Below are 23,927 nucleotides of genomic sequence, written 5' to 3'. Positions count from 1 at the left end.
GTTTTCTTTGAGGAAAAACCACCTATGAATATTAAAAGACTACCTCTACTCTTATTCCTTTTATTCAGCCATTCATTAATTGTCGCCCAAACATTATATGTTGCTACAGATGGCAATGACACTAATGATGGATCAATAGCGAATCCGTATAAAACGTTTAGCAAAGCTATAACTGAAATGTCTGCCGGCGATGTCTGCATTATCCGAGGAGGTATTTATGAAGAAGAACTTACTATTGACAAGAGTGGTACAGCTGGCAGCTATTTAACTTTCAAGGCTGCCGAGGGCGAAAATGTACAGATAAAAGCTACCTCCTATATTAATGGATGGCAACCACATAGTGGATCTATATTTAAAACGATTGTTGACATTCCTATTGAAAGTAGATTTCGGGCAATATACCATAACGACGAATATATGGATTTAGCGCGCTGGCCGAACAATACCGATAACAATCGATGGACCATAAATAGCACCCCTGTAATAGATGGTGATGGGACGCATTTTATGGTAGACAACCTACCTAATATTGATTGGACAGGCGGCTTAGTTTACTACTTAGGAGCACACTCCGGAACTAGCTGGACAAGGTCAATTACTTCAAATACGGCAGCAAGAATAAATTATACCGGTGTAGATATCACAAAATGGCCTTTTACCCCCCATAATCCAACGGTTTGGCGCGACAACCCAGGAAACAATCGCGGTCAATTATATGTATTTAACAAGCTTGAAGCTCTAGATTATGCGCGAGAGTGGTACTATGAAGAAACAACAAAAACATTATATTTTCAAACTGCCGATGGATCTATTCCAGAAGATAACACGGTAGCGTATGCGAGAAATAAATATACCGCTCAACTCTATGGAAATTATATTAAGCTCGAAGGATTAAACTTTTTTGGAGGAAGTGTAAAAATACACAACAATGCAGACAATAACCAAGTCATCAATTGTCAAATTATTCATGGGAGTGAAGGTCATGACTCTTTAACAAATACCTCTGCACAAGCCGGTGAAGCTGCCATAGAGGTGCTTGGAGACAATACAGTTATTTCAGGCTGCATAATAGATCATAGCGCTGTAAGCGGAATACTGATAGCAGGATGGGCTGCTTCTAATGGAATTATCGAGAAAAATAAAATAAGTAATATCGATTATATAGGTATTCATGCCTCACCAATTAGAACAAGTGCATCGAATATGAAAATACTAAAAAATACTATTTTCAATACCGGAAGAGATGGCATGTACGTTAATGGTCTTAATTCTGAGGTTGCCTATAACGATGTTTCTGCTTCACAAAAAATAAATAGTGATTCTGGTATTTTTTACACCGTGGGGAATGCAGATTTAAAAAACATTGAAATTCACCATAACTGGTTTCATGATGCTACAGCACCCACCTACTCTCACGCTATAGGAAGTCCCGGTAAAGCTGCAGGTATTTATTTAGACAATAATAGTAAAGGATATACTGTTCATCATAATGTAATATGGAATATTTCATGGAGCGGTTATCAAGTTAATTGGAACAATACTAATTTAGATTTTTACCATAATACCATTTGGAACGCTGAACGCGCGATGGATTCTTGGGTTAATGGGTATACTCAAGAAAATAATAAAATTTACAATAACTATTCTAATATAGGAGATTGGTTTAGTGCAACCGCATCTGATTTTGATATTCAAGACAATCTAATAAATTCCATTTCCCCTTTTGAAGATGCTGATGCATCGAATTTTATGCCAATAACTGGAAGCCCGGTAGTAGATAAGGCTCAAATTATAGCAGAATTCCCAAAACCATATAAGGGTATAGCACCCGATATTGGCGCTTATGAGTTAGGTGGCACTCGATGGACTGCCGGAATCAATGCTGTTGAAGACACTGGAGAAGGTATTTCCTGGTCTGTTTTAAAAACACAATTCCTAATTACTACTTCATCAGAAACTTGTCCAAATCAACACAATGGGAAATTACATATAGAGGCCGATTTTCCTGAAAATTACACCCTAAATTTCAATGGAAGCGATACTACGTTCACAAAAGACACCCTTTTTGAAAATCTTGATCCCGGCACTTATGATTTTTGTATTTCTATCATCGGGAATACAGAAAGTCAATGCTTTAGTATAGAAATAAAAGAAGCTAATGAAATAACCGGAAAATCGGTAGTTTCTCTAAATAAATTATCGGTAAAAATAGAAAAAGGAACTGCTCCCTTCCATATCATAGTAAACGAGAAGTTACTTTTTCAAACCAATGAAAATTCATTTGATGTAGCGGTTAGCCATGGTGATATTGTAAAAGTAACATCAAGCGCTCAATGTGAAGGAACATTAAGCAAATCAATTGAGATACTAGAAGATATAGTTGCCTACCCGAATCCAACAAGTGGAATTTTTCAAATTTCAGTTCCGAAAAACGAACACCAGATTACTATTGATTTATACCATATAAATTCTCAGTTAGTATCCTCTAAACCATATCTAGTAACGAATGGAAAAGTAAATTTAAACTTAGTAGGTGAGCCTTCTGGAGTATACATAGTTAAAATTAATGGTAAAAACCCTAGCGCTATTCAAATACTAAAAAACTAAAATCATGAAAACTATTAAATCTATTGTAATCATAGCGCTCATTTCTGTTTCATGTTCAAAAAGTGGCAGTAGTTCTGATGAAGCGCCTGAACAAAATTTAGCCCCGACTAAAGTTAATTCTTTAATCTACCCATCAAACAATTTATTATGCATCACTAATCTTTTAGATTTTGAATGGAATAAAGCTACTGACCCAAATGGGGATACCTTATCCTACATTCTTGAAATATCTAAAACAAATAATTTCTCAAGCAACAATCAAACCTTTGAGGTTGATAACACTACAAAATCTGTAACACTGGAGGAAGGAACTGCTTATTACTGGCGTGTTAAAGCAGTTGACAGCAAAAATCTAAGCGGTGAATATTCCTCAACATTTCAATTTTATACTGAAGGTCTTGCCGAAACAAATCATATTCCTTTTTCTCCTCAATTGCTTGCTCCAGAACGTAATACTGCAATAACTAGCAATACTACAAAACTAGAATGGCTCTGTACAGATGTAGATAATGATCAACTTCTTTATGAAGTTTATTTAGACACCAATAACCCACCAATGATTAAAATTGGCGATAATATAAATGTTCAACATTTAGAAATTTCATTAAACCCGATGAACACTTATTATTGGAAGATTATTGCCAAGGACAGTAACGGAGGACAATCTATAGGTCAAGTATGGAGTTTTAGCAGTAATTAAATACTAAAATAAAAAGCGAGATTATCTTTTTATTGAGATCACCTCGCTTTTTATTAATCGACAGTTAAAGGCCAAAAACAATATCACTAATTACAGTTTATTAATCACCCTTTGAGCATAGCCTAAAATACGTTCAAATTGCTCTTCAAGCCCCATATCGCTATTATCAAACTCAATAGCATCATCTGCTAATTTTAACGGCGAAAATTCTCTATGAGAATCTATATAATCTCTTTGTTCTACATTTTTAAGTACTTCTTCAAAAGTAACATCATCTCCTTTATCTAGTAATTCTTTATACCGTCTAGTTGCTCTCTTCTCCGCAGATGCCGTCATAAACAATTTTAATTCTGCTTCAGGAAAAACCACGGTTCCTATATCACGACCATCCATGACAATACCTTTCTCCTGCCCCATTTTCTTTTGCATCTCTACTAATTTGTAGCGTACTTCTTCAATGGTAGCAATTTGACTTACATTTCTAGATACTTCTAGCGTCCTAATTTCTTTTTCTACATTTTCATTATTCAAATACATCTCTGCAAAGCCTACTGTTTCATTGTAAACAAATTTTAGATTTATTTTAGGCAACAGTTTTACCAACGCCTCAATATTACTACTCTCCGTACCAATAAACTCATTGCGCATAGCAAATAAGGTCACTGCTCTATACATAGCCCCAGTATCTACATAGATATATCCTAGAGCCTTGGCCAGTTGCTTGGCTATCGTACTTTTTCCTGTAGATGAAAATCCATCTATTGCTATCGTAATTTTTCGCATGGAATAAAATTAAAAAGAAATGTTTAGTTCTCTCTTTTAGTTAGGAAATATTTTAGAAAAAAAGGATGGTTATTAAATCAACAACCATCCTTTTAAAAAATCAGTTATAAAAAAATGCTTTTACAGCTTTTTAGCGTTTTTTACTTTTTGGTTTGTAATTGCTAATGCAACCACTTCATGCATTTCTGTTACATAATGAAATGTCAAGCCTTTTAAATATTCTTCTTTAATCTCAAGAATATCTTTTCTGTTCTCTTCACACAAAATGAGCTCTTTGATACGTGCACGTTTTGCTGCTAAGATTTTTTCTTTAATACCACCTACAGGCAACACTTTACCTCTTAATGTAATTTCACCGGTCATCGCCAAACTTTTCTTCACTTTACGTTGCGTAAACAAAGAAACTAGAGACGTTAGCATTGTAATACCCGCGCTCGGACCATCTTTAGGCGTTGCTCCTTCTGGCACGTGAATATGCACATTGTATTTTTCAAAAACATCTGCATCAATACCAAATAAATCACAATTAGATTTAATATACTCCATGGCAATAGTAGCCGATTCTTTCATCACCTTACCAAGGTTACCGGTGATGGTTAAATTACCTTTTCCTTTTGTTAAGATAGATTCTATAAATAGAATATCTCCCCCAACACTGGTCCAAGCTAATCCTGTAACTACACCCGCAACATCATTGTTTTCATACTTATCACGCTCCATACGTGCTGGACCTAGAATTGTCACTATATCGTCATTCGTAAGTTTAAGATTGTGCTCTAATTCCATCGCTATATTCTTAGCCGTATTACGTACTACCTTAGCCACTTGCTTTTCTAAACCACGCACACCAGATTCTCTCGTATAGCCTTCCACAATTTTTTCTAATTGTGGTTTCCCTACTTTAAGATTTTTATCGGAAAGACCATGTTCTTTAAGCTGCTTAGGTAATAAATGTCTTTTTGCAATCTCTACTTTTTCTTCAATAGTATAACCACTTACAGGAATCATTTCCATACGGTCACGCAATGCTGGCTGAATATTTCCAATATTATTAGCGGTAGCTACGAACATAACTTTAGAAAGGTCATAGCCCATCTCCAAGAAATTATCATGAAACTCGCTATTTTGTTCTGGATCTAAAACTTCTAACATGGCCGAAGAAGGATCTCCTTGATGGCTATTAGATAATTTATCTATTTCATCTAAAATAAAAACAGGATTAGATTTCCCTGCTTTTTTCAAGCTTTGGATTATACGACCTGGCATGGCCCCTATGTATGTTTTTCTATGTCCGCGAATTTCAGCTTCATCTCTCAAGCCTCCTAAAGATACCCGCACATACTCTCTTCCTAAAGCTTCTGCTATAGATTTTCCTAAAGAAGTTTTACCAACTCCCGGAGGCCCATAAAAACATAAAATTGGAGATTTCATATCATTACGCAGCTTAAGCACAGCCAAATATTCTATGATTCTTCTTTTTACATCTTCTAAACCGTAATGATCTCTATCTAGAATTTTCTGAGCTCTAGCTAAGTCAAACTTATCTTTAGAAAATTCATTCCAAGGTAAGTCTATAAACAGCTCTAAATAATTGCGCTGAATGCTGTATTCTGCCACTTGCGGATTCATACGTTGCATTTTAGCAAGCTCTTTCATGAAATGGTCATTAATTTTCTTGCCCCATTTCTTCTTTTTAGCTTTTTTACGCATTTCCTCAATCTCTTCTTCATAAGACCCGCCACCCAATTCTTCTTGAATGGTTTTCATCTGTTGATGTAAGAAATACTCTCGTTGTTGCTGATCTAGATCCGTACGAACTTTAGACTGAATATCATTCTTAAGCTCTAATTTCTGAAGCTCAACATTCATATACTTTAGCATTGCTAAAGCACGTTCTTGCAAACTAGGAATCTCTAAAAGTTCTTGTTTAATATCTACATCTACGCTAAGATTAGAAGATACAAAGTTGATTAGAAAAGAATTGCTTTGAATATTTTTTATCGCAAAAGAAGCATCGCTAGGAATATTAGGATTATCCTTGATGATTTTTAAAGCTAATTCTTTCACAGATTCTATAATTGCTAAGAATTCTGGATTAACAGGATCAGGACGCTCTTCTTTAGCTTCTCGAACTGTAGCCGTCATGTATGGCTTTTCAGTAAGTACTTCGGCTACTTCAAAACGTTTTTTACCCTGAATAATTACCGTAGTATTCCCATCAGGCATTTGTAAAACTCGCAAAATTCTGGCGACAGTACCTAGCGTATTAATATCTTTTACTCCTGGGTTTTCTACATTCTCATCTTTCTGAGAAACAACCCCAATGACTTTACTACCATTATTAGCATCTTTTATTAAGGCGATAGAGGAATCTCTCCCTGCCGTAATAGGGATAACTACCCCCGGAAATAAAACCGTATTACGCAAGGGTAATATTGGTAATGTTTCTGGCAGCTTTTCACTGTTCATCTCCTCTTCATCTTCTGGAGTTAGAAGAGGTATTAACTCAGAATCTTCATCGATACCTTGTAACGACATATTGTCAAAATTTGAAAATTTAGAATTTCCCATAGTTATATTTCGGTCATTCTGTCACCGTAGTGCAGAAATCTGTTTAGTATTTATTTTTTAACATAGGCTGAAAACCCTAATAACTACAGGAGTTAGTAAGGATAGCAACTTTTTTTCAATTATAAAAAGCAATTCTTATGCCAACACATAAAAAATATTTTAAAAAAAGTGTAACATTACAGAAACAGAATCATCATTACTACAAAACAACCATTTTTTGAGCCACAAAAAAGAACATATTGATACATTGTTGCAAATGTGTTTAAACGGAAAACAAAGTGCGCAACTAGAAGTTTACAATAGGTATTACAAAGCAATGTTTAACACTGCGGTAAGGATTGTAAAAGATAGTGCCATTGCAGAAGACGTCATGCAAGAGTCGTTTTTAAGCGCATTTACCAAACTAAATTCCTTTAAAGGAGAGGTAGCGTTTGGAGCCTGGTTAAAGCGCATTGTGATAAACAACAGTATCTACCAGTACAGAAAGCAACTAAAGAAAAATGAAGTTGCACTGGACGAAGTAATGTATAAGGTCGAGGATACTGACGGAATTGCCTCTGATTATGTGTTTACGGAACAAAAGGCTCAAAAAGTGATGGAAACCATGAAACAGTTAAAAGACAATTACAGAATTTCTTTGACCTTACATTTAATTGAAGGGTTTGATTATGAAGAAATAAGTGAGATTATGAATTTAAGTTATGCAAATTGTAGGACAACCATTTCTAGGGCGAAAGACAGTTTGCGAAAAAAATTAATGGCAATATAAGATGGAGAAGGATAGGATAGACGAATTATTTGACCAGCACGAAGGTCGTTGGGACACAGAAGAGCCAAGCAAAGGGCACGAGCTTCGGTTCTTAGAAAAACTGAATACGGCTAACGGCGTAAAGAGCATCCCTAAGAAAAAGAAAACACCTTATAAATTTCTTTTTATCGCAGCTAGTTTATTGCTCGTTTTTGGACTAGGCTTTTTGCTTCTGAATGATAGTAATTCTATTAATGATCAAGTGGTAGAAATATCACCAGAGATATCAAACACAGAATTTTATTTTGCGAATGTTATTGCTCAAGAAGTGAAGAAATTACAAAGTGAAAATTCTCCAGAAACAAAAAAAATAGTAGATGACACTATGATTCAACTATCTAAGTTAGAAAAGAATTACAAAGGATTAGAAACAGATTTAATCAATGGTGGTAACAGTAAATTAATACTAAGCGCTATGATTACCAATTTTCAAACAAGAATAGACTTGCTAGAAGATGTTTTACAACAAATTGAAGAAATAAAAAATATCAAAAAATCAGAACATGAGAATACAATTATATAAATACGCGTTGCTTTTAGCCGCCATTCTACCCTTAAAGTTGATGGCAACAGATGGCCTAAAAGGAAAACATACCAAAGAAAAAACAATTAAAAAAGAGTTTACTGTAAATTCTGATGCTCTTTTAAAAGTATCTAACAGTTATGGAAACCTAAACATTACGTCATGGAATGAAAACAAAGTAGTTATTGAAGTTCATATTACTGTAAATGGAAATAACGAAGAAAAAGTTTCCGATAAGCTAAATGGAATAACCATAGCTATTGATGGAACGAGTAGCATTGTTTCTGCCAAAACTTTATTTAACGAGAATAAGAGTAGTTGGAACTGGGGCTGGGGAAATAACAGCAATGTAAATATGCAAATAGATTACAACATTAAAGTCCCTGTTAAAAACAGTGTTCATTTAAACAATGACTACGGAAGTATTACCCTAGATAGAATAGATGGTCATGCAAAAATTTCTTGCGACTATGGCCGTCTAGAAATTGGTGAGCTACATGGCCGAAATAATGAATTGAATTTTGATTACACTTCAAAATCTACCATTGGTTATATTAAAAGCGGAAAAATAAAGGCAGACTATTCTGGATTTACAATTGATAAGGCCGAAGATTTAGACATCAATTCTGATTACACCAATGGTACAATTTCTAAAATGCAAAATTTAATCTACCATAATAATTATGGTAAGATTGAAGTGCAGGAGGTAAATAATGTAGATGGGAATGGTGATTATATTAATGTGAAATTAGGAACGGTACATGGTAATGTAGACATCACTTCTGATTACGGCGGTATTCAAATAGGAAATATGGCTGCAGATGCTAATAATCTAACCATTCGTTCTGATTATACCGGAGTAAAAATTGGATACCATCCTGACTACCATTTTAATTTTGAAATTAGTACAGAATATGCCGGAGTTAGTGGTAAGGACAATTTTGAAATTATTGTGAGTAAGGAAGAGTCTAGTGAGAAATTCTATCAAGGATATTATGGAAAGTCATCCAGCGCTAACAGAGTATCTATAACGAGTGATTACGGTGGAGTATCCTTCAGCAAAAACTAAAAAAACAATCAATCAAAAAAAAGAACAAAAATCATGAAAAATTTATTTATCGCAGCCTTAGTCTTAGCTACAATTACTTCCTGTTCTGCGCAATGGGGTAAAAAAATTAAAGGAAATGGCGTCATTAAAACTATAGAAAGAACCACAGGAGATTATGATGCTATTACCATTAGTGGCTTTTTTGATATTGAATTAGTAGATGGCAACGAAGGGGAAATACGTATTACTGGAGAGGAAAATCTTTTGGAATATATTATTACCGAAACTAAAGATGATCAGCTCGTTATAAAAATAGAAAATAACAAAAACATACAACCTTCTAAATGGAAGAATAGCATTAAAATAACAATCCCTGTTGAAGAAATTGAAGCACTTTCACTCTCAGGTTCTGGTGATGTTGTTAGTAAAAAAACACTTAAAACTTCTAAGTTTAAAACAAGCATGTCTGGCTCAGGAGATATTACGCTACACCTTGAAGCCAACGCTATTTCTGCAACTATGTCTGGGTCTGGAGATATGAATTTGAGTGGTAGTACTACTGAATTTAAAGCGACTATTTCTGGTTCTGGAAATATAGAAGCCTATGAACTAGCTACTGATCATGTAGAGGCAACGGTTTCTGGCTCTGCAGATATACAAGTTGTCGCAAATAAGAGCATTAAAGCTAGGGTCTCTGGTTCTGGAGATATTAGCTATCGTGGTAATCCTAGCAAAATAAACACGAAGATATCGGGGTCTGGTAGTGTTTCTAAAAAGTAAAGATCAATCAAAAATCGAAAAGTCAAAAACCTCTTTTAATTAAGGGGTTTTTTATTTGGTACCCGATTGTAAATCTGTTTTCCATTTATTCCAATCATCTAAAAAGTAATTTAGAATAATAGGACTGTCTAAAGTATTTATTTTTGTTTCTGCTATTTGAATGTCTTTAGGAAACTCAAAGGCCATCTGAAATTGGTTTTCCGTTAAAAACTTTAGATTATCTGGCAAGTCTCTTTTTACATCTTGCTCATCAATAGGAATATCACTAGCAATGATAAAACCCCAATCTCCAAATGAAGGTATGTATGTATGGTAGGGTTTTACATGCTTATAAACCTCCGTTAAAGTGTTATTAATGCAACTAAAAACAGAATTTGAAAAGTAAATTTCTCCGGACTGCGTAACAAACAACCCATTCTTATTTAGCTTTTGTTTTGCTAATAAAAAAAACTGCTTGCTATACAACCTTGCAATAGCTTCATTTGTAGGATCCGGTAAATCTGCAATGATTATATCATATTTCTTATCAATTCGATGCAAAAAAGTAAAAGCATCTTCTGCAATAAGATGCACTCGTTTATTCTTTGCCGCTCCGTCATTTACTTTTACAAAATTAGGATCGGTCTTGGCCAAATGAAACATCGTACTATCTATATCTACCACATCTATAGCCGCAACAAGTTCATGTTTTAACACTTCTCTACTTGCTAAGTTCTCTCCTCCTCCCAAAATCAAGACTGTTTTGGGTTGTGCATGCAAACTTATAGGAACATGCACCAAAGGCTCATGATATCTATATTCATCTGCCGAAGAGAACTGGATAACTCTATTTAAATACAATCGCAAGTCTTCTTGCTTTTTAGTCACCACAATTTTTTGATAGGGCGTCTGCTCATTTAAAACTATCGGGTTTTTATAGATCGCATGATCCCATGCTTTTAATAGCTGTCCGCCAAAAATAACCAAGACCAATAATACTGTAATAGAGAGTAGTCCTAAGAATAGTGTTTTTTTTGATTTTTCTAAAAAAACATGATTTAGCGCCAAGCCTAATAAAATATTGAAAATACCAAATATCAAAGAGGAGTAATACAAGCCAACGAAAGGCAACAATAAAAAGGGAAAAAGCAAGGTGGCCAACAGTCCGCCGATATAATCTAAAGACAATACGTTTGATAGGTTATTCTTAAAATCAGATTCGTCAGAAACAAAAGTAAGCAGCGGCACTTCCATCCCCGTTAAAAGACCTATTAGAAAAATTATTGCCAAGCATATAATCTGAAGCGTTAAAGCGTCTACACTTACAAAGGAGTAGAAAAGCAACGGCACTGAAATACCTCCTATTAACCCCAATAGAAATTCTATATGTACAAAAAACTTTAAAGGCATTTCTCTAAAGAATTTTGATAAAAAGGCTCCGATACCCATTGAAAACAGATAAACACCGATAATTATAGAAAATTGTCTTACGCCATCTCCCAAAAAATAAGTTGCTGTTGTACTTACTAAAAGCTCATATATAATTGAACAAAGCCCTGCTATAAAGACAGCAAACGAAATAAGTATTCTTTTTCTCATAAAAATTAGTTATGTTTGAATATCGTTACATAATAGAAAACAATTTCAAAGATGAATAAAAAAATGATGACTGGATTAGCATTTTTAAGAAAAATGATGCTAGCCGCTGTTTTAAGTAGTTCAATATTGGTAATTAGCTGCGGAGACAGCGACGGAAGTCCTAAATTAAAGGATTCTGAAGAAAAAACCATCTACGAAACTACCAAAGGCACAGTCACAGAAGTTGAAGAAATTGAACCTGGTGATGATTACAAGATTATTGACGAACGAATTATTGACAAAAAAGAAAATTCTATAGCCATTGTTCATGGATTAAACGGACAGATAGACACCTTGTCTTTGGCTAAAATAGATAATGGTTCTGAAGAAAGCGGATATCGTAATAGATCTGGTTTGCGCTCTATATTATATTATTCTTTAGCGTCTTCTTATTTCAATAGAAACTTATCTAATGTATCTCCAAATTCTGGTTACTATAAAGATGCCAGCGCCTATAATAAATCTACAGGATTAAAGAATGATTTAACCAATTCTGCAACCTCAAGAAAAGTTAGAGTACCAGGAACATCATCAAAAGGATACGGAAGTGGAAAATCGTTTAGATCGTTTGGAGGATAGTCGTTTTAAAGAAATAAAACGACTTAAAAAAAAAGATGTATCACACCATTTACTGTGGTATTTAAAACAAGATTATTTTTCTGAAGAATTATTAGGACTCCATAATTTTGAAATAGAAAATTTCAAAAAACTTAGTGCTGGTGCGTATGCTTTGTATGAAAAAGCAACGGAAAAGATCCTACGAGAGAATCAGCTGAGACTTTTAGACATTCCTGATTTTTTTCATGATTGCATAAATCACAGTTGGAAAAACAGAACAAAACATCCTTTTCTATACGGTAGATTTGATATCAATGGAGGTATCAAACAGCGAGATTCTAGTATTATAGAATTTAACGCAGATACTTGCAGCACCTTACCTGAAACTATACATTGGCAATCCTTACAAAATAAAGAATTGAAAGGCAATAACACCATGCAATTCAATAATTTAGCTACAGATATTGCGCAAACTTTAAGACATTTAAAAACTACAATAGACCATCCTAATCCTTTTATTTTAGGTTCTTCTTTTGGATACGAAGAAGATGTTCTTAATGTAAATTCTATTTTAGACATTGCACATGAAGAAGGATATAAAACATTCTACACCAATTTAGAAGAGGTAACTTTTTCTCAAGAAAATGGCATACTTTATGAAATTAATGGCGAATATCAAATTGTAGATGTTTGGTTTAAAATGATTCCTTGGGATTGGATGTTCAATGAAGAACCTCAACTAGCAAAAGATCTATCTGGTATTATCCTTAAAGATTTATGTACTGTTTTGAATCCGCCTTATACCGCCATATGGCAGAATAAGAAATTCATGGCTTATATTACCACGCATTTCCCAAATCATTACATCGCCCAGACACTTACAGAAACACCCTACTATAATGACTATGTAACAAAACCTGTTTACGGAAGGTTAGGTGAGAATATAGATATAAAAGGAACGCTAAATACGAAGTCTAAAGGCGATTATGCAAATCAGGATGTCGTATATCAAAAATATTATCCTCTAGAAAGAGATTTAGAAAACTATTATTACCAAGCAGGAATATTTTTCACAAACCAACCTTCTGCCTTGAATTTACGTTCAGAAGAAAATGCGATAATTTCTGATGATTGTGAATTTATGTCGCACTATATTATTTAGCTGGAAAATTAATCTTCTGAGCTAGTTTTAGTTCTCCCCTATTTAATTGATTTAATGTGATCTGATCTGATTCAAAAAGTTCTTTTAGCAAACTTGTGACTACAGCTGCATCAAAAGCTTTACAAGAGAAGACATCTACAGCAGCATAGTTATGTTCTGGCCACGTATGTATACTTATATGACTTTCTGCTAATAAGATGAAGCCGGTAACTCCTACAGGTTCAAATTGTTTAAAAGCCTCGTTAAGCTCTTCTAAATCTAAGGTAGCGGTTATTTTATGAAGAGATTTTTTAATATAAGGAACAAAAGAAAGTTTTTCCGTGTTACAATTATATACATCCCAAGTAGCGTGAATCCCTATGAACAAAATTTAAAGGTTTAAGATTAAATTATTCCGACTCACGTGCATTATTGATTTCTGCTATAAATTCTTGCGGCGAAAATAATTTTTGTAGTACTTCATAACTATCTCCTTCCTCCATCTGAATCATTTCCGGTAAGGCTTCTCTTGGCCCATAATCCCATGTTACAGGATTAATTAAGCCTGTAATTAAAGCATAGTTCCCTTCCAATTCAAGACCTAAAAACTCCACCGTTTTTTGCGCATTAGTTAACTCATACATGCTATAGGTGCTGTTATCTCCATAATACTCACCTGACATTAAGTACTCCGTTAATGTAGGGTTCACCATATAAACATCTGCTGTAAAATTGAAATCTACGATACTATCATTCTCTAAAGTAATCGTATGTTGGCCTTTTCCCATTTCTACCCAAACCACTTGTTCAGCAGGAATTTCTACTTCCAAAGAATCTACTTTTAATAATACTGGACTTGAAGTTGGATTGTCTATCGCTAAATCTACACTATTACTGCTACAAGAAACAAGCACTATGGCTAAACTTAGAATAGTAAAAATAATTTTCATAATTGGCGGGTATTGGTTCAAGGAAAAATTAACAAAATATACTGATATTGCTAATATACTTAATTGTATATAAAATATTCACTAAAAGACAATTTTATATCATTTTTTCTCCACTCTAAACAGTAAAACAATACCTGCTAGAAAAAATACGAACAAGAATAGTATGGCATATCGCATGCTACTCACCTGATCTACAACAGCAAAAATTATCATTCCGATAACGATACCTATTTTTTCCGCAACATCGTAAAAACTAAAATACGAGGTTGTATCCTCTGTATCTGGCAAAAACTTAGAATATGTAGAGCGGCCAAGAGACTGCACACCTCCCATAACTAGACCTACCAAACCTGCCGCAATATAAAACTGCATAGGTGTCATCATAAAAAAGGCATAAAAACACAAACACAACCATATAAAATTAACCGCAATTAAAGTGTTGATATTTCCAAATTTCGCAGATGCCTTAGACGTTACAAAAGCCCCCAGCACCGCGACTAATTGGATGACCAAAATACTTATAATAAGTCCCGTTGTTTTTTCAGAATCTGTAGCCCAACTTATTTCTTTTTCTCCAAAATAAACAGCCATTAACATAATGGTTTGCACTGCCATACTAAATACAAAAAATGCACCCAAATAGCGTTTTAACCTTCTATTTAGCTTTAAGTTCTCCCACACTAGTTTCAGTTCTCTTAGACCGTTGAAGACAACCGACTTTGTAATTTTATGTCCTGTAGACACCCCTTTAGGTAAGACGTAGAAAGTATACTGACTAAATAACGCCCACCAAATACCCACTGTAATAAAGGAGATTTTCATAGCCTCAAACTTGGCAAGGTTTAAAGATTCTTCTGTATCTCCAACCTCAAAGCCAAACAGTTCAGGCATCATGACCATGGCTAAGTTTAGAATTAGTAATAAGACACTACCAACGTATCCCAAAGAAAATCCTTTAGCACTAATACTATCTTGCTGGTGTTCAAAAGCGATGTCTGGCAGGTAGGAGTTATAAAAAACCAAACTCCCCCAATACCCAATTAGCCCCATAAAATAGAAAAACATACTTAAGTGAATATAATCCAAGCTAAACCAATACAACCCCATGCAACCAATGCTTCCTACATAGCAGAAAAACTTCATGAACATTTTCTTATTTCCTACATAATCTGCTACTCCCGATAATATTGGCGACAATATTGCTACCGTTAGAAAAGTAAAAGCCGTGACTATTGAAATTAGCACAGTCGGCTTCATTTCATATCCAAATGCGGTAACCAATTGATCTGAAGACGCAAAAAGCGCTGAATAAAAAATAGGAAAGATAGAAGAGGCAATTGTTAAGGTATAAACAGAGTTTGCCCAATCATAAAAAGCCCAGGCGTTTAATAATTTCTTACTCCCTTTTTCTGCTTGAATTTTTGCCATGTTTGTGGTTGTTGGTTGATTTTTTTAAATAAAAAAAGCTGTCCTTTTAAAAGAACAGCTTAATATATTACTTAATAATTAAATTTCACTACTATTATTTAAAACTAGTAACACCAAATTTAGCCGCTTCAGCTTTTGCTTCTGGCGCCCAAACGGTTAGATTATTAATTCGCGTGTCATTAGAAGGGTGTGTACTCATAAATTCTGGTGTAGATGATGCACCACTATTTGCTTTCATTCTTTTCCAAAGCTCCGCAGCTTCATCTGGGTTGTAGCCCGCAATTGCCATAATTTGCAAGCCTATTTTATCTGCTTCTGTTTCGTGGCTTCTGCTAAAAGGTAACATTCCTAAAACATTTGATCCTACCCCATAGTATTGATTAAACAAACCTAAAGCTTTCTCATCCTTTAGGGCCACATTACCCACTACAGCACCAATTTGCTGACCATAACTGGCGGTCATACGTTGCGCTCCATGATCTGCCAATGCGTGAGCAACTTCGTGCCCCATAACAACCGCTACTCCTGTTTCTCCTTGACAAATAGGCAATATTCCTGTATAAAATACGATTTTCCCTCCAGGCATACACCATGCATTTACGGTCTCATCTTGCACTAAGTTATACTCCCATTTATAATCATTTAAATATCCTGGATAACCGTTTGCAGTTAACCAACGTTCTGCAGCGGATGCAATTCTTTGACCTACCGTTGTAATCATTCTTGAATCTGCCGTATTCTCAACCGTTTTATTTTCGGTTAAAAATTGATCATACTGCGCAAAGGCTGTTGGAAAAATTTGACTGTTCGGAAATGCGTTAAGCATTTTCTTTCCCGTAAACGGATTTGTTTTACAAGCAGATACGCCTATAAATATGGCAAGAATTAAAATAATTTTTTTCATAATAATATTTTTAATCGCTTAAAGAATACAACCTTAATAAGTTACACATAAAGCATATTCTTTAATATAGTTAATGTTTAGTGGTTAAAATTACAAAAAATTAGCTCCCTAATAATTGTAATGTTGTAAATTCTTTATTCACTTCAATACAGTTGTTTTCTAGAAGTTTCACATCATCCAGACTTACCTTTTCACTATCAATTAAAACAGATTCTATTGTAAAGGGCAATCCATGTAATTGCATTTTTATAGTTTCATAAGATGTAGTATATGTACCATCTTTAAATTGTTGAATAATAAGTTCATTCTCTTTACCATTTAATTTAAAGTTACGGAGACTGTACCTTCCTTTTTTATAGTCAAAACCATCTTGCGCATCTTCATAAACCGTAGAGTTTTCTACCCCCAGCTTGAAGTACACGTCTATCAGTAATTCTAAAACTTTAAGTTCTCCTACATACTGCTGTACTGGGTACTTAGGAATCATAGCGCCTTCTTTTATAAACATTGGTATCTTGTCTATATCTGCTACAACCCACTTCTCCATACCACCAGCAATTACTTCTCCGGTCCAGTAATTATACCAGTTTCCTCTAGGCACATACATTCTTCTACCTTTAGAGTTAGGTTCTTGAATAGGGCACACTAAAATTTGCTGTCCGAAGATAAATTCATCGGTTCTAAAGTGCGTTTGAGGATCTTCTTGATCATATAAAACCAAGGCCCGAAGCATAGGCAATCCTTCTTTAGAATATTTATAAAACATGGTGTATAAATACGGTAATAACTGATACCTTAATTCAATGTATTTCCGAACAATATCTGTAATTTCTTCCCCGAAAGACCAAGGCTCTTGATCTCCATGGTCCCCACTAGAGTGCACTCTACAGAAAGGGTGAAAAATTCCTAACTGCACCCATCTGGCAAACAATTCACCATCTGGCTGTTCTGCAAATCCACCTATATCAGAACCTACAAAAGAATAGCCGCTAATGCACATTCGCTGCATTTGCACGTTTGCCAACCATAAATGTTCCCAGGTAGCTACATTATCTCCAGTCCAAGTACACGCATAACGTTGTGTACCGGCATAGGCCGCTCTTGTAATCACAAAAGGACGCTTTGGGTACACGTGCTTCTTGACTCCGTTATACGTAGCCCTCACCATTTGCATACCATAGATATTATGTGCTTTTCTATGCGTACTTGGGTGACCATCATAATCATGACGTGTATCTAATGGGGCTGTTTTAGAAGGTACTTCCATCACCGCAGGCTCATTCATATCATTCCAAACCGCATGCACTCCCATATCTGCCATAAACTCTTTATAGAGTTCGGCCCACCATTTTCTTACCTTAGGATTGGTGAAATCTGGAAAATTACATTCCCCTGGCCACACTTTACCATGCATATAAGGCCCATCTCCCCTTTTACAGAAGTAGTCATGCTCCATGGCTTCTTGGTAAATCCAATAATCTCTATCAATCTTAATTCCTGGATCAATCATGACTACGGTTTTAAAACCATCTTCTGCCAATTCGGCAATCATTCTTTTTGGATCAGGAAACAATTTTTTATCCCATGTAAAACATCTAAACCCATCCATGTAATCAATATCAAGGTATAGACCATCACAGGGAATTTTCAGATCTCTGAAGTTTTTTGCTATTTCTTTAACCCTACTTTCTGGGAAATAACTCCATTTAGACTGCTGAAAACCTAAAGCCCATAGGGGCGGTAATTCTGGAGTTCCTGTTAAATCTGTATACAAGCGCACTACTTTCTCCATTTCTGGCCCATAGATGAAATAATAATTCATCTCACCACCATCTGCCCAAAAGCTTGTTACATGTTTCTTCTCTTGTGCAAAATCAAAATGCGTTTTAAATGTATTATCAAAGAAAATACCGTAGGCTTTATTATCTGTTAGCCCTACATAGAAAGGAATGGCTTTATATAAAGGATCTTGATCCTTACCATACGCATATTGATCTGTGACCCAATTTTCTACACGCTTGCCTTTTAAGTTAGAATGCGTGGCTTTATCTCCCATACCATAGAAGCTTTCTCCAGTACGGGTAATTTTACTCATTTTAATAATATTGCCACCGTATTCGTAATTCTCTTCCCAATGAAACCCTAGTTCATCTTCACAAATAATGTTGCCCTCAGGATCAGAAATTTGAGTACGTAGTGTTTTTTTATCTACAAGAATTCTCATTCTTACTGTAGCAATAATATATTCTGTAGGAGTTTCATGAACATTAAGTTCATTATACCCTCTTAGTGCGTTTTTGTTTAAAGCATAAGAAAAATCTGGTTCAAAATTATGATCGGTTGCATATCTGAAACGGACCATACTATTTCTTAATACTGTAATTTGAAGTATTACTCCATTTGCCGTAGTGAAATATAGTTTATCCGTATCCTGTTTGAAATCTACAATTTCATTTGGATACAAATTACCTTTATATTCAAGCTCTGTATTCGTAATCATAGCGAATCAAATTATTTAACTAACAAAAAAAAGATATTATGCGCGAATAATAAAACTATATTTTACGCAATTATAAACTATTACGTTATAGTTACATTTTACTATTGTAAAATAACAATTCCTAGCGGTGGTAAAGTAATTTCTATGGAATTCTTATAGGCGTGCGATGGTATTTTATCTGTTTTAATTTTCGAGTTTAAAACTCCAGAGCCTCCATATTTTTTAGCATCACTATTAAATATTTCTTTCAATTTCGTTGCTTTCGGAACTCCTATTCTGTAATTTTCTCTTTGTACTGGTGTAAAATTACAGATGACAATCACATCATTTTCCGCATCATGCCCCTTACGGATATACGCAAGGACTGAATTTTCTCCATCCCCGTAATCTATCCATTCAAAACCATCTGCACTAAATTGTTTTTCATACAATGCAGGATAGTTTTTATAAAGTGTATTTAAATCTTTCACAGTAGATTGTATGCCCGAATGAAAATCATATTGTGTTAAATGCCAATCTAGACTTTTTTCAAAATTCCATTCTGATGATTGACCAAATTCTCCTCCCATAAAAATTAAATTTGCCCCTGGATGTGTAAACATGTACCCAAATAACAAACGTAAATTAGCAAAGCGCTGCCATTCATCTCCCGGCATTCTGTCTAAAAGAGATTTTTTACCATATACAACCTCATCATGTGAAAAAGGAAGCATAAAATTCTCAGAGAATGCATAGGTTAAACTAAAAGTAATATCATTCTGATGGTGTTTTCTGTAGATTGATTCCTTTTTGAAATATTCTAAAGTATCATGCATCCAACCCATCATCCACTTCATTCCAAAACCTAAGCCCCCTAAATCTACTGGTCTAGAAACGCCCGAGAAAGCGGTAGATTCTTCCGCTATGGTTTGTATACCTTCAAAACTCGCATACAATTGTTGGTTCATTTCTTTTAAGAAAGAGATGGCATCTAGGTTTTCATTATTCCCATAAATATTTGGCTCCCACTCCCCTTCTTCTCTGGAGTAATCCAGATAGATCATGGAAGCAACGGCATCTACCCGTAAGGCATCTACATGAAACTGATCCATCCAGAACATAGCATTGCTAATTAAATAGGCCCGTACCTCATTTCTGCCGTAATTAAAAATTAGACTTTTCCAATCCGGATGGTAGCCTTTGCGTCTATCCGGATGCTCATACAAATGAGAGCCATCGAAAAAACCTAGCCCATGTGCATCTTCAGGAAAATGTGAGGGCACCCAATCTAAAATTACTCCAATATCATTCTGGTGTAATTTATCTATTAAAACTTTAAATTCTTCTGGATTTCCGAATCTAGAGGTAGGTGCAAAATATCCGGTTAATTGGTATCCCCAAGAAGGGTCATACGGGTATTCCATAATCGGCATAAATTCTACATGTGTAAAATTCATTTCTTTTACATATTGCACCAATTCTTCCGCTAAATCTAAATAACTTAAAAATTGATTGTCTGCTTTACGTCTCCAAGAGCCTAAATGAACTTCATAAACAGAATAAGGTTTATCTAAACCATTTTTATCCTTACGGTAGCCCATCCATGCCTTGTCTTGCCAAGAGTAATCACCGTCCCAAACTACAGAACCTGTTTTTGGTGGCTTCTCGCAAAAACGTGCAAAAGGATCTGCCTTCTCCGTACTAATCCCGAAATTATTAGACCTAATATTATATTTATACAGTGCTCCTTTTTGAATTCCCGGAATAAAACCTTCCCAAATACCACTATCATCCCAACGCACATTAAGCTCATGACTGCCTACTTGCCAAGAATTAAAATCGCCTATAACACTCACCGAATTGGCTGTTGGTGCCCATACTGCAAAATACGTACCGTCTACACCCGCTACCGTAATAGGGTGTGATCCTAGCTTCTCGTACAATTTAAAGTGCTTACCTGCTTTAAATAGATTTATATCAAATTCTGTGAATAGACTATGTACTGCTACGTTTGGCATGAGAATATTTTATTTACTGCAATATAATCAAGTTTGAATAATAGTTCATTTAATAAAACGTTACTTTTGAAACAGTTTCCATTTAAATGCTGAGAAATTAATAATGGAATGCTTTTTGATTCTATCATTAAAAGTGAAAAACTATATATAATTTAAAATACAAAAAATGAAAAAAGCGATACAATTATTAGGAATGTTTTCAATAGTATTATTTGTTTCTTGCTCAGGGAGTGATGGAGTAAACGGAGCGAATGGTTTAGATGGTTTAGACGGTGAAGATGGTATTAATGCTCAAGTTTTTGAAGTAGATGGTGTGAATTTTGATTATGAAGCGAACAATAATTGGTTTGCTACACGATTAACATTTAATGATTTTACAAATTTTGAAATTCTTGAATCTGATGCTATTCTTGTTTATAGATTTGATGGTGAAGTAGACTTGTCTGACGGCCCCGCAAACAATTGGAGTTTAATTCCTCAAAATTTCTTCGTGAATCAAGGTACTATACAATATACTTTTGCACACAATTTTGTAGATATGGATTTATTTATTGATGGAAATTTTGATATGACTACATTAAGTGATGATTTTACACAAAATCAATTTTTTAGAATAGTTATACTACCTGGTGATTTTCTAAGTTCTAAACTAGATAAGTCCAACATGGCTGCCGTATTAAATGCAATCAATGTTGAGGAAGAAAGTATTGCGCGTATTTCTATGAAATAATTACTTCTTAAAATATTTAAAAGCTCCATTGGATAATTATCTAATGGAGCTTTTTATTTACAGCTACCTGTACATTTATCAAAATTTTAACGACCAATTGATTCTGAGCTACGTAAATTAGAGTGAAAAGAAAATTTAATTAAAAAAAAGCTATGATTAAGAATATCCTATTAGGTGTATTATTTATTGTCACTGGATGCAACGGTGTATCTCAAGAGAAGAAAGTTGCAATGGACGATAACACCCCACAAGAAGAAAATTTTGAAGTGAGTCTTTCAAACGATGAATGGCGTAAAAAACTAACGGCTACAGAATATTATATTCTCAGAGAAGAAGGTACAGAACGTGCATTTTCTAGCAATCTTTTAAAGATAAAAGAAGCAGGTGTGTACTCTTGTGCTGGTTGTGGCACCCCTGTTTTTAAAAGTGAAAACAAATTTGACTCAGGCACGGGATGGCCCAGTTTTGATCAAGAAATTAAAGGCAACGTTGCTTTTGATGTAGATTACAAGATTGGTTATGAGCGTACGGAAGAGCACTGTGCTGTTTGTGGCGGACATTTAGGACATGTCTTTAATGATGGTCCTAGAAATACTACAGGTAAAAGACATTGTATCAATGGTGCTGCACTACACTTTACTCCTGCTAAATAACCTATTTAATACCTTAGGAATAACGGCAACAAATTAGAATTTTATAAGGCTATTTAAAAAAATAAATAGCCTTTTTCTATTTGTAACAAATCTCTCTTGTAATTTTCAAAAACTAGTTACCCCTTTGCGTTCGATTTTGTAACTTTGCAACTTCAAATTAAAACATCAAAAAAAATATATACATGAGCAATTTTGATATTATTGTTTTAGGAAGTGGCCCAGGAGGCTATGTAACTGCGATTAGAGCGTCTCAATTAGGATTTAAAGTAGCTATCGTTGAGAAGGAATCTCTTGGTGGGGTTTGTTTAAATTGGGGGTGTATACCAACTAAAGCATTGATCAAGTCTGCTCAAGTTTTTAATTATTTACAACATGCGGAAGACTACGGTTTAAAAGTTAATGGCGTAGATAAAGATTTTAATGCTGTAGTAAAAAGAAGTCGTGGTGTTGCCGAAGGTATGAGCAAAGGTGTTCAATTTCTTATGAAAAAGAACAAAATTGAAGTTATCAACGGGTACGGTACACTAAAAGCTGGAAAAAAAGTTTCTGTTAAAGATGCGGAAGGGAAAGTAACAGAATACAGTGCTACCAATATTATTATCGCAACAGGTGCTCGTAGTAGAGAATTACCAAATTTACCTCAGGATGGTAAAAAAATAATTGGTTACAGACAAGCAATGACTTTAGAAAGTCAGCCTAAGAAAATGATTGTTGTAGGTAGTGGAGCTATTGGAATTGAATTTGCATATTTCTATAATGCAATGGGTACCGATGTTACCGTTGTAGAATACTTACCAAATGTAGTTCCTGTAGAAGATGAGGATATCTCTAAACAATTGGAGCGTAGCTTCAAGAAAGCAGGTGTTAAAATCATGACCTCTTCAGAAGTTACTAAAGTAGATACTTCCGGTGAAGGTGTAAAGGTTACTGTAAAAACAGCAAAAGGTGAAGAGCATTTAGAAGCAGACATTGTATTATCTGCTGTAGGTATTAAAACAAATATTGAAAACATAGGTTTAGAAGACGTTGGTATTATTACCGATCGTGATAAAATTTTAGTGAATGATTTCTACCAAACAAACATCCCTGGCTATTACGCTATTGGTGATGTTACTCCAGGACCAGCTTTGGCACACGTTGCTTCTGCTGAAGGAATTCTTTGTGTAGAAAAATTAGCGAACCTACATGTTGAACCATTAGATTATGGTAATATTCCTGGCTGTACGTACAGTACTCCAGAAATTGCATCTGTTGGTTTAACAGAAAAACAAGCAAAAGAAAAAGGATTAGATATTAAAGTTGGTAAATTTCCTTTCTCTGCTAGTGGTAAAGCTAAAGCTTCTGGAACTCCAGATGGTTTTGTAAAAGTTATTTTCGATGCTAAATATGGTGAGTGGTTAGGTTGTCATATGATTGGCGCTGGTGTTACAGATATGATTGCAGAAGCAGTTGTAGCTCGTAAATTAGAAACTACAGGTCATGAAATATTAAAAGCAATTCACCCACACCCAACAATGAGTGAGGCTGTAATGGAAGCTGTTGCTGCTGCTTACGATGAAGTAATTCACCTATAAAGGCACTAGCACATAAGATAAATAAAACAAAAAATGCTGTGCCAAAACACAGCAT

Annotated in this window: 20 protein-coding genes; 11 read left to right on the top strand and 9 right to left on the bottom strand. The window is 34.7% G+C overall.

The features are described from left to right. The first annotated feature begins 24 nt into the window (after positions 1-24). Both M666_RS11440 and M666_RS11435 read left to right on the top strand, forming a co-directional pair. Entirely contained in the window at positions 25-2,607 is a 2,583-nt protein-coding gene (locus M666_RS11440) for a right-handed parallel beta-helix repeat-containing protein (RefSeq protein ID WP_029445956.1), read from the top strand. A gap of 4 nt (positions 2,608-2,611) precedes the next feature. After that, entirely contained in the window at positions 2,612-3,307 is a 696-nt protein-coding gene (locus tag M666_RS11435) for a fibronectin type III domain-containing protein (protein ID WP_029445955.1), read from the top strand. A 90-nt stretch (positions 3,308-3,397) separates the two neighbouring features. Here M666_RS11435 and cmk read toward each other — a convergent pair whose 3' ends face one another. Together cmk and lon are read right to left on the bottom strand one after the other, a co-directional pair. Beyond that, on the bottom strand, positions 3,398-4,090 hold the full coding sequence (gene cmk / locus M666_RS11430; RefSeq protein ID WP_025614639.1) for a (d)CMP kinase: 693 nt from the start codon (positions 4,088-4,090) through the stop codon (positions 3,398-3,400). Between the two features lie 120 nt (positions 4,091-4,210). Then, positions 4,211-6,661, bottom strand: coding sequence for an endopeptidase La (lon, locus tag M666_RS11425; RefSeq protein ID WP_025614638.1), 2,451 nt, complete (start codon positions 6,659-6,661; stop codon positions 4,211-4,213). Positions 6,662-6,878: 217 nt separating this feature from the next. Here lon and M666_RS11420 point away from each other — a divergent pair, with 217 nt between their 5' ends. Genes M666_RS11420 through M666_RS11405 form a run of 4 tightly spaced genes read left to right on the top strand, consistent with a single transcriptional unit; the run spans position 6,879 to position 9,820 of the window. Then, positions 6,879-7,430, top strand: a complete 552-nt coding sequence (locus M666_RS11420) for an RNA polymerase sigma factor (RefSeq protein WP_029445954.1) — start codon at positions 6,879-6,881, stop codon at positions 7,428-7,430. Between the two features lies 1 nt (position 7,431). After that, positions 7,432-7,992 carry a hypothetical protein gene (locus M666_RS11415; protein WP_029445953.1) on the top strand — a complete coding sequence of 187 codons (561 nt, stop codon included), beginning with the start codon at positions 7,432-7,434 and terminating at the stop codon, positions 7,990-7,992. Then, entirely contained in the window at positions 7,973-9,061 is a 1,089-nt protein-coding gene (locus M666_RS11410; RefSeq protein ID WP_029445952.1) for a DUF4097 family beta strand repeat-containing protein, read from the top strand. The genes M666_RS11415 and M666_RS11410 overlap by 20 nt, the downstream gene beginning before the upstream one ends. A 33-nt stretch (positions 9,062-9,094) precedes the next feature. Next, the gene (locus M666_RS11405) at positions 9,095-9,820 is read left to right on the top strand and encodes a head GIN domain-containing protein (RefSeq protein WP_024480110.1); all 726 of its coding nucleotides are present in this window, start codon (positions 9,095-9,097) and stop codon (positions 9,818-9,820) included. 51 nt (positions 9,821-9,871) lie between these two features. On the opposite strand, the gene M666_RS11400 is transcribed toward M666_RS11405, so the two are convergent. Continuing rightward, positions 9,872-11,398 (bottom strand): polyamine aminopropyltransferase, encoded by a 1,527-nt coding sequence (locus M666_RS11400; RefSeq protein ID WP_029445951.1) that lies wholly within the window; start codon positions 11,396-11,398, stop codon positions 9,872-9,874. A gap of 51 nt (positions 11,399-11,449) precedes the next feature. Between M666_RS11400 and M666_RS11395 the strand changes: the two genes are divergently transcribed. Together M666_RS11395 and M666_RS11390 are read left to right on the top strand one after the other, a co-directional pair. Next, the gene (locus M666_RS11395) at positions 11,450-12,016 is read left to right on the top strand and encodes a Cj0371 family chemotaxis-regulating polar lipoprotein (RefSeq protein WP_029445950.1); all 567 of its coding nucleotides are present in this window, start codon (positions 11,450-11,452) and stop codon (positions 12,014-12,016) included. Then, positions 11,985-13,157, top strand: a complete 1,173-nt coding sequence (locus M666_RS11390; protein WP_158400233.1) for a glutathionylspermidine synthase family protein — start codon at positions 11,985-11,987, stop codon at positions 13,155-13,157. The genes M666_RS11395 and M666_RS11390 overlap by 32 nt, the downstream gene beginning before the upstream one ends. On the opposite strand, the gene speD is transcribed toward M666_RS11390, so the two are convergent. From speD to glgB, 6 genes are all read right to left on the bottom strand, one after another. Beyond that, positions 13,150-13,524: an adenosylmethionine decarboxylase gene (gene speD / locus M666_RS19970; protein ID WP_029445948.1), complete on the bottom strand. Its 375-nt coding sequence runs from the start codon at positions 13,522-13,524 to the stop codon at positions 13,150-13,152. The two genes, M666_RS11390 and speD, sit on opposite strands and share 8 nt — an antisense overlap. Positions 13,525-13,546: 22 nt before the next feature. Next, positions 13,547-14,086, bottom strand: coding sequence for a hypothetical protein (locus M666_RS11380; protein WP_029445947.1), 540 nt, complete (start codon positions 14,084-14,086; stop codon positions 13,547-13,549). Between the two features lie 99 nt (positions 14,087-14,185). Further along, positions 14,186-15,514 carry an MFS transporter gene (locus tag M666_RS11375; protein WP_029445946.1) on the bottom strand — a complete coding sequence of 443 codons (1,329 nt, stop codon included), beginning with the start codon at positions 15,512-15,514 and terminating at the stop codon, positions 14,186-14,188. Between the two features lie 94 nt (positions 15,515-15,608). Next, the gene (locus tag M666_RS11370) at positions 15,609-16,418 is read right to left on the bottom strand and encodes a M48 family metallopeptidase (RefSeq protein ID WP_024480103.1); all 810 of its coding nucleotides are present in this window, start codon (positions 16,416-16,418) and stop codon (positions 15,609-15,611) included. A gap of 100 nt (positions 16,419-16,518) precedes the next feature. Continuing rightward, positions 16,519-18,918, bottom strand: coding sequence for a glycoside hydrolase family 31 protein (locus M666_RS11365; protein ID WP_029445945.1), 2,400 nt, complete (start codon positions 18,916-18,918; stop codon positions 16,519-16,521). A 101-nt stretch (positions 18,919-19,019) separates the two neighbouring features. After that, complete coding sequence (gene glgB, locus M666_RS11360; RefSeq protein WP_029445944.1) at positions 19,020-20,915, bottom strand: 1,4-alpha-glucan branching protein GlgB; 1,896 nt, start codon at positions 20,913-20,915, stop codon at positions 19,020-19,022. Positions 20,916-21,081: 166 nt separating this feature from the next. Here glgB and M666_RS11355 point away from each other — a divergent pair, with 166 nt between their 5' ends. The 3 genes from M666_RS11355 (at position 21,082) to lpdA (ending at position 23,872) form a co-directional block, all read left to right on the top strand. Then, the gene (locus M666_RS11355; protein WP_029445943.1) at positions 21,082-21,645 is read left to right on the top strand and encodes a hypothetical protein; all 564 of its coding nucleotides are present in this window, start codon (positions 21,082-21,084) and stop codon (positions 21,643-21,645) included. Positions 21,646-21,797: 152 nt separating this feature from the next. Beyond that, complete coding sequence (gene msrB, locus M666_RS11350) at positions 21,798-22,298, top strand: peptide-methionine (R)-S-oxide reductase MsrB (protein WP_029445942.1); 501 nt, start codon at positions 21,798-21,800, stop codon at positions 22,296-22,298. Between the two features lie 182 nt (positions 22,299-22,480). After that, complete coding sequence (gene lpdA, locus M666_RS11345; RefSeq protein ID WP_024480098.1) at positions 22,481-23,872, top strand: dihydrolipoyl dehydrogenase; 1,392 nt, start codon at positions 22,481-22,483, stop codon at positions 23,870-23,872. Positions 23,873-23,927: the final 55 nt, after the last annotated feature.

Source organism: Cellulophaga baltica 18, assembly GCF_000468615.2.
Taxonomy (GTDB): domain Bacteria; phylum Bacteroidota; class Bacteroidia; order Flavobacteriales; family Flavobacteriaceae; genus Cellulophaga; species Cellulophaga baltica.
The sequence above is the reverse complement of the archived record's forward strand: the minus strand, read 5'-3'. Positions and strand labels throughout refer to the sequence as shown.

What these genes read in the sequence shown, in the direction of transcription:
- M666_RS11435 (WP_029445955.1), top strand. Translation starts at nt 2,612, where the DNA reads ATGAAAACTATTAAATCTATTGTAATCATAGCGCTCATTTCTGTTTCA.
- msrB (WP_029445942.1), top strand. Translation starts at nt 21,798, where the DNA reads ATGATTAAGAATATCCTATTAGGTGTATTATTTATTGTCACTGGATGC.
- M666_RS11380 (WP_029445947.1), bottom strand. Translation starts at nt 14,086, where the DNA reads ATGAAAATTATTTTTACTATTCTAAGTTTAGCCATAGTGCTTGTTTCT.
- M666_RS11370 (WP_024480103.1), bottom strand. Translation starts at nt 16,418, where the DNA reads ATGAAAAAAATTATTTTAATTCTTGCCATATTTATAGGCGTATCTGCT.
- M666_RS11415 (WP_029445953.1), top strand. Translation starts at nt 7,432, where the DNA reads ATGGAGAAGGATAGGATAGACGAATTATTTGACCAGCACGAAGGTCGT.
- M666_RS11375 (WP_029445946.1), bottom strand. Translation starts at nt 15,514, where the DNA reads ATGGCAAAAATTCAAGCAGAAAAAGGGAGTAAGAAATTATTAAACGCC.
- M666_RS11395 (WP_029445950.1), top strand. Translation starts at nt 11,450, where the DNA reads ATGAATAAAAAAATGATGACTGGATTAGCATTTTTAAGAAAAATGATG.
- glgB (WP_029445944.1), bottom strand. Translation starts at nt 20,915, where the DNA reads ATGCCAAACGTAGCAGTACATAGTCTATTCACAGAATTTGATATAAAT.
- M666_RS11405 (WP_024480110.1), top strand. Translation starts at nt 9,095, where the DNA reads ATGAAAAATTTATTTATCGCAGCCTTAGTCTTAGCTACAATTACTTCC.
- M666_RS11400 (WP_029445951.1), bottom strand. Translation starts at nt 11,398, where the DNA reads ATGAGAAAAAGAATACTTATTTCGTTTGCTGTCTTTATAGCAGGGCTT.
- M666_RS11355 (WP_029445943.1), top strand. Translation starts at nt 21,082, where the DNA reads ATGAAAAAAGCGATACAATTATTAGGAATGTTTTCAATAGTATTATTT.
- M666_RS11365 (WP_029445945.1), bottom strand. Translation starts at nt 18,918, where the DNA reads ATGATTACGAATACAGAGCTTGAATATAAAGGTAATTTGTATCCAAAT.
- M666_RS11410 (WP_029445952.1), top strand. Translation starts at nt 7,973, where the DNA reads ATGAGAATACAATTATATAAATACGCGTTGCTTTTAGCCGCCATTCTA.
- cmk (WP_025614639.1), bottom strand. Translation starts at nt 4,090, where the DNA reads ATGCGAAAAATTACGATAGCAATAGATGGATTTTCATCTACAGGAAAA.
- M666_RS11440 (WP_029445956.1), top strand. Translation starts at nt 25, where the DNA reads ATGAATATTAAAAGACTACCTCTACTCTTATTCCTTTTATTCAGCCAT.
- lon (WP_025614638.1), bottom strand. Translation starts at nt 6,661, where the DNA reads ATGGGAAATTCTAAATTTTCAAATTTTGACAATATGTCGTTACAAGGT.
- lpdA (WP_024480098.1), top strand. Translation starts at nt 22,481, where the DNA reads ATGAGCAATTTTGATATTATTGTTTTAGGAAGTGGCCCAGGAGGCTAT.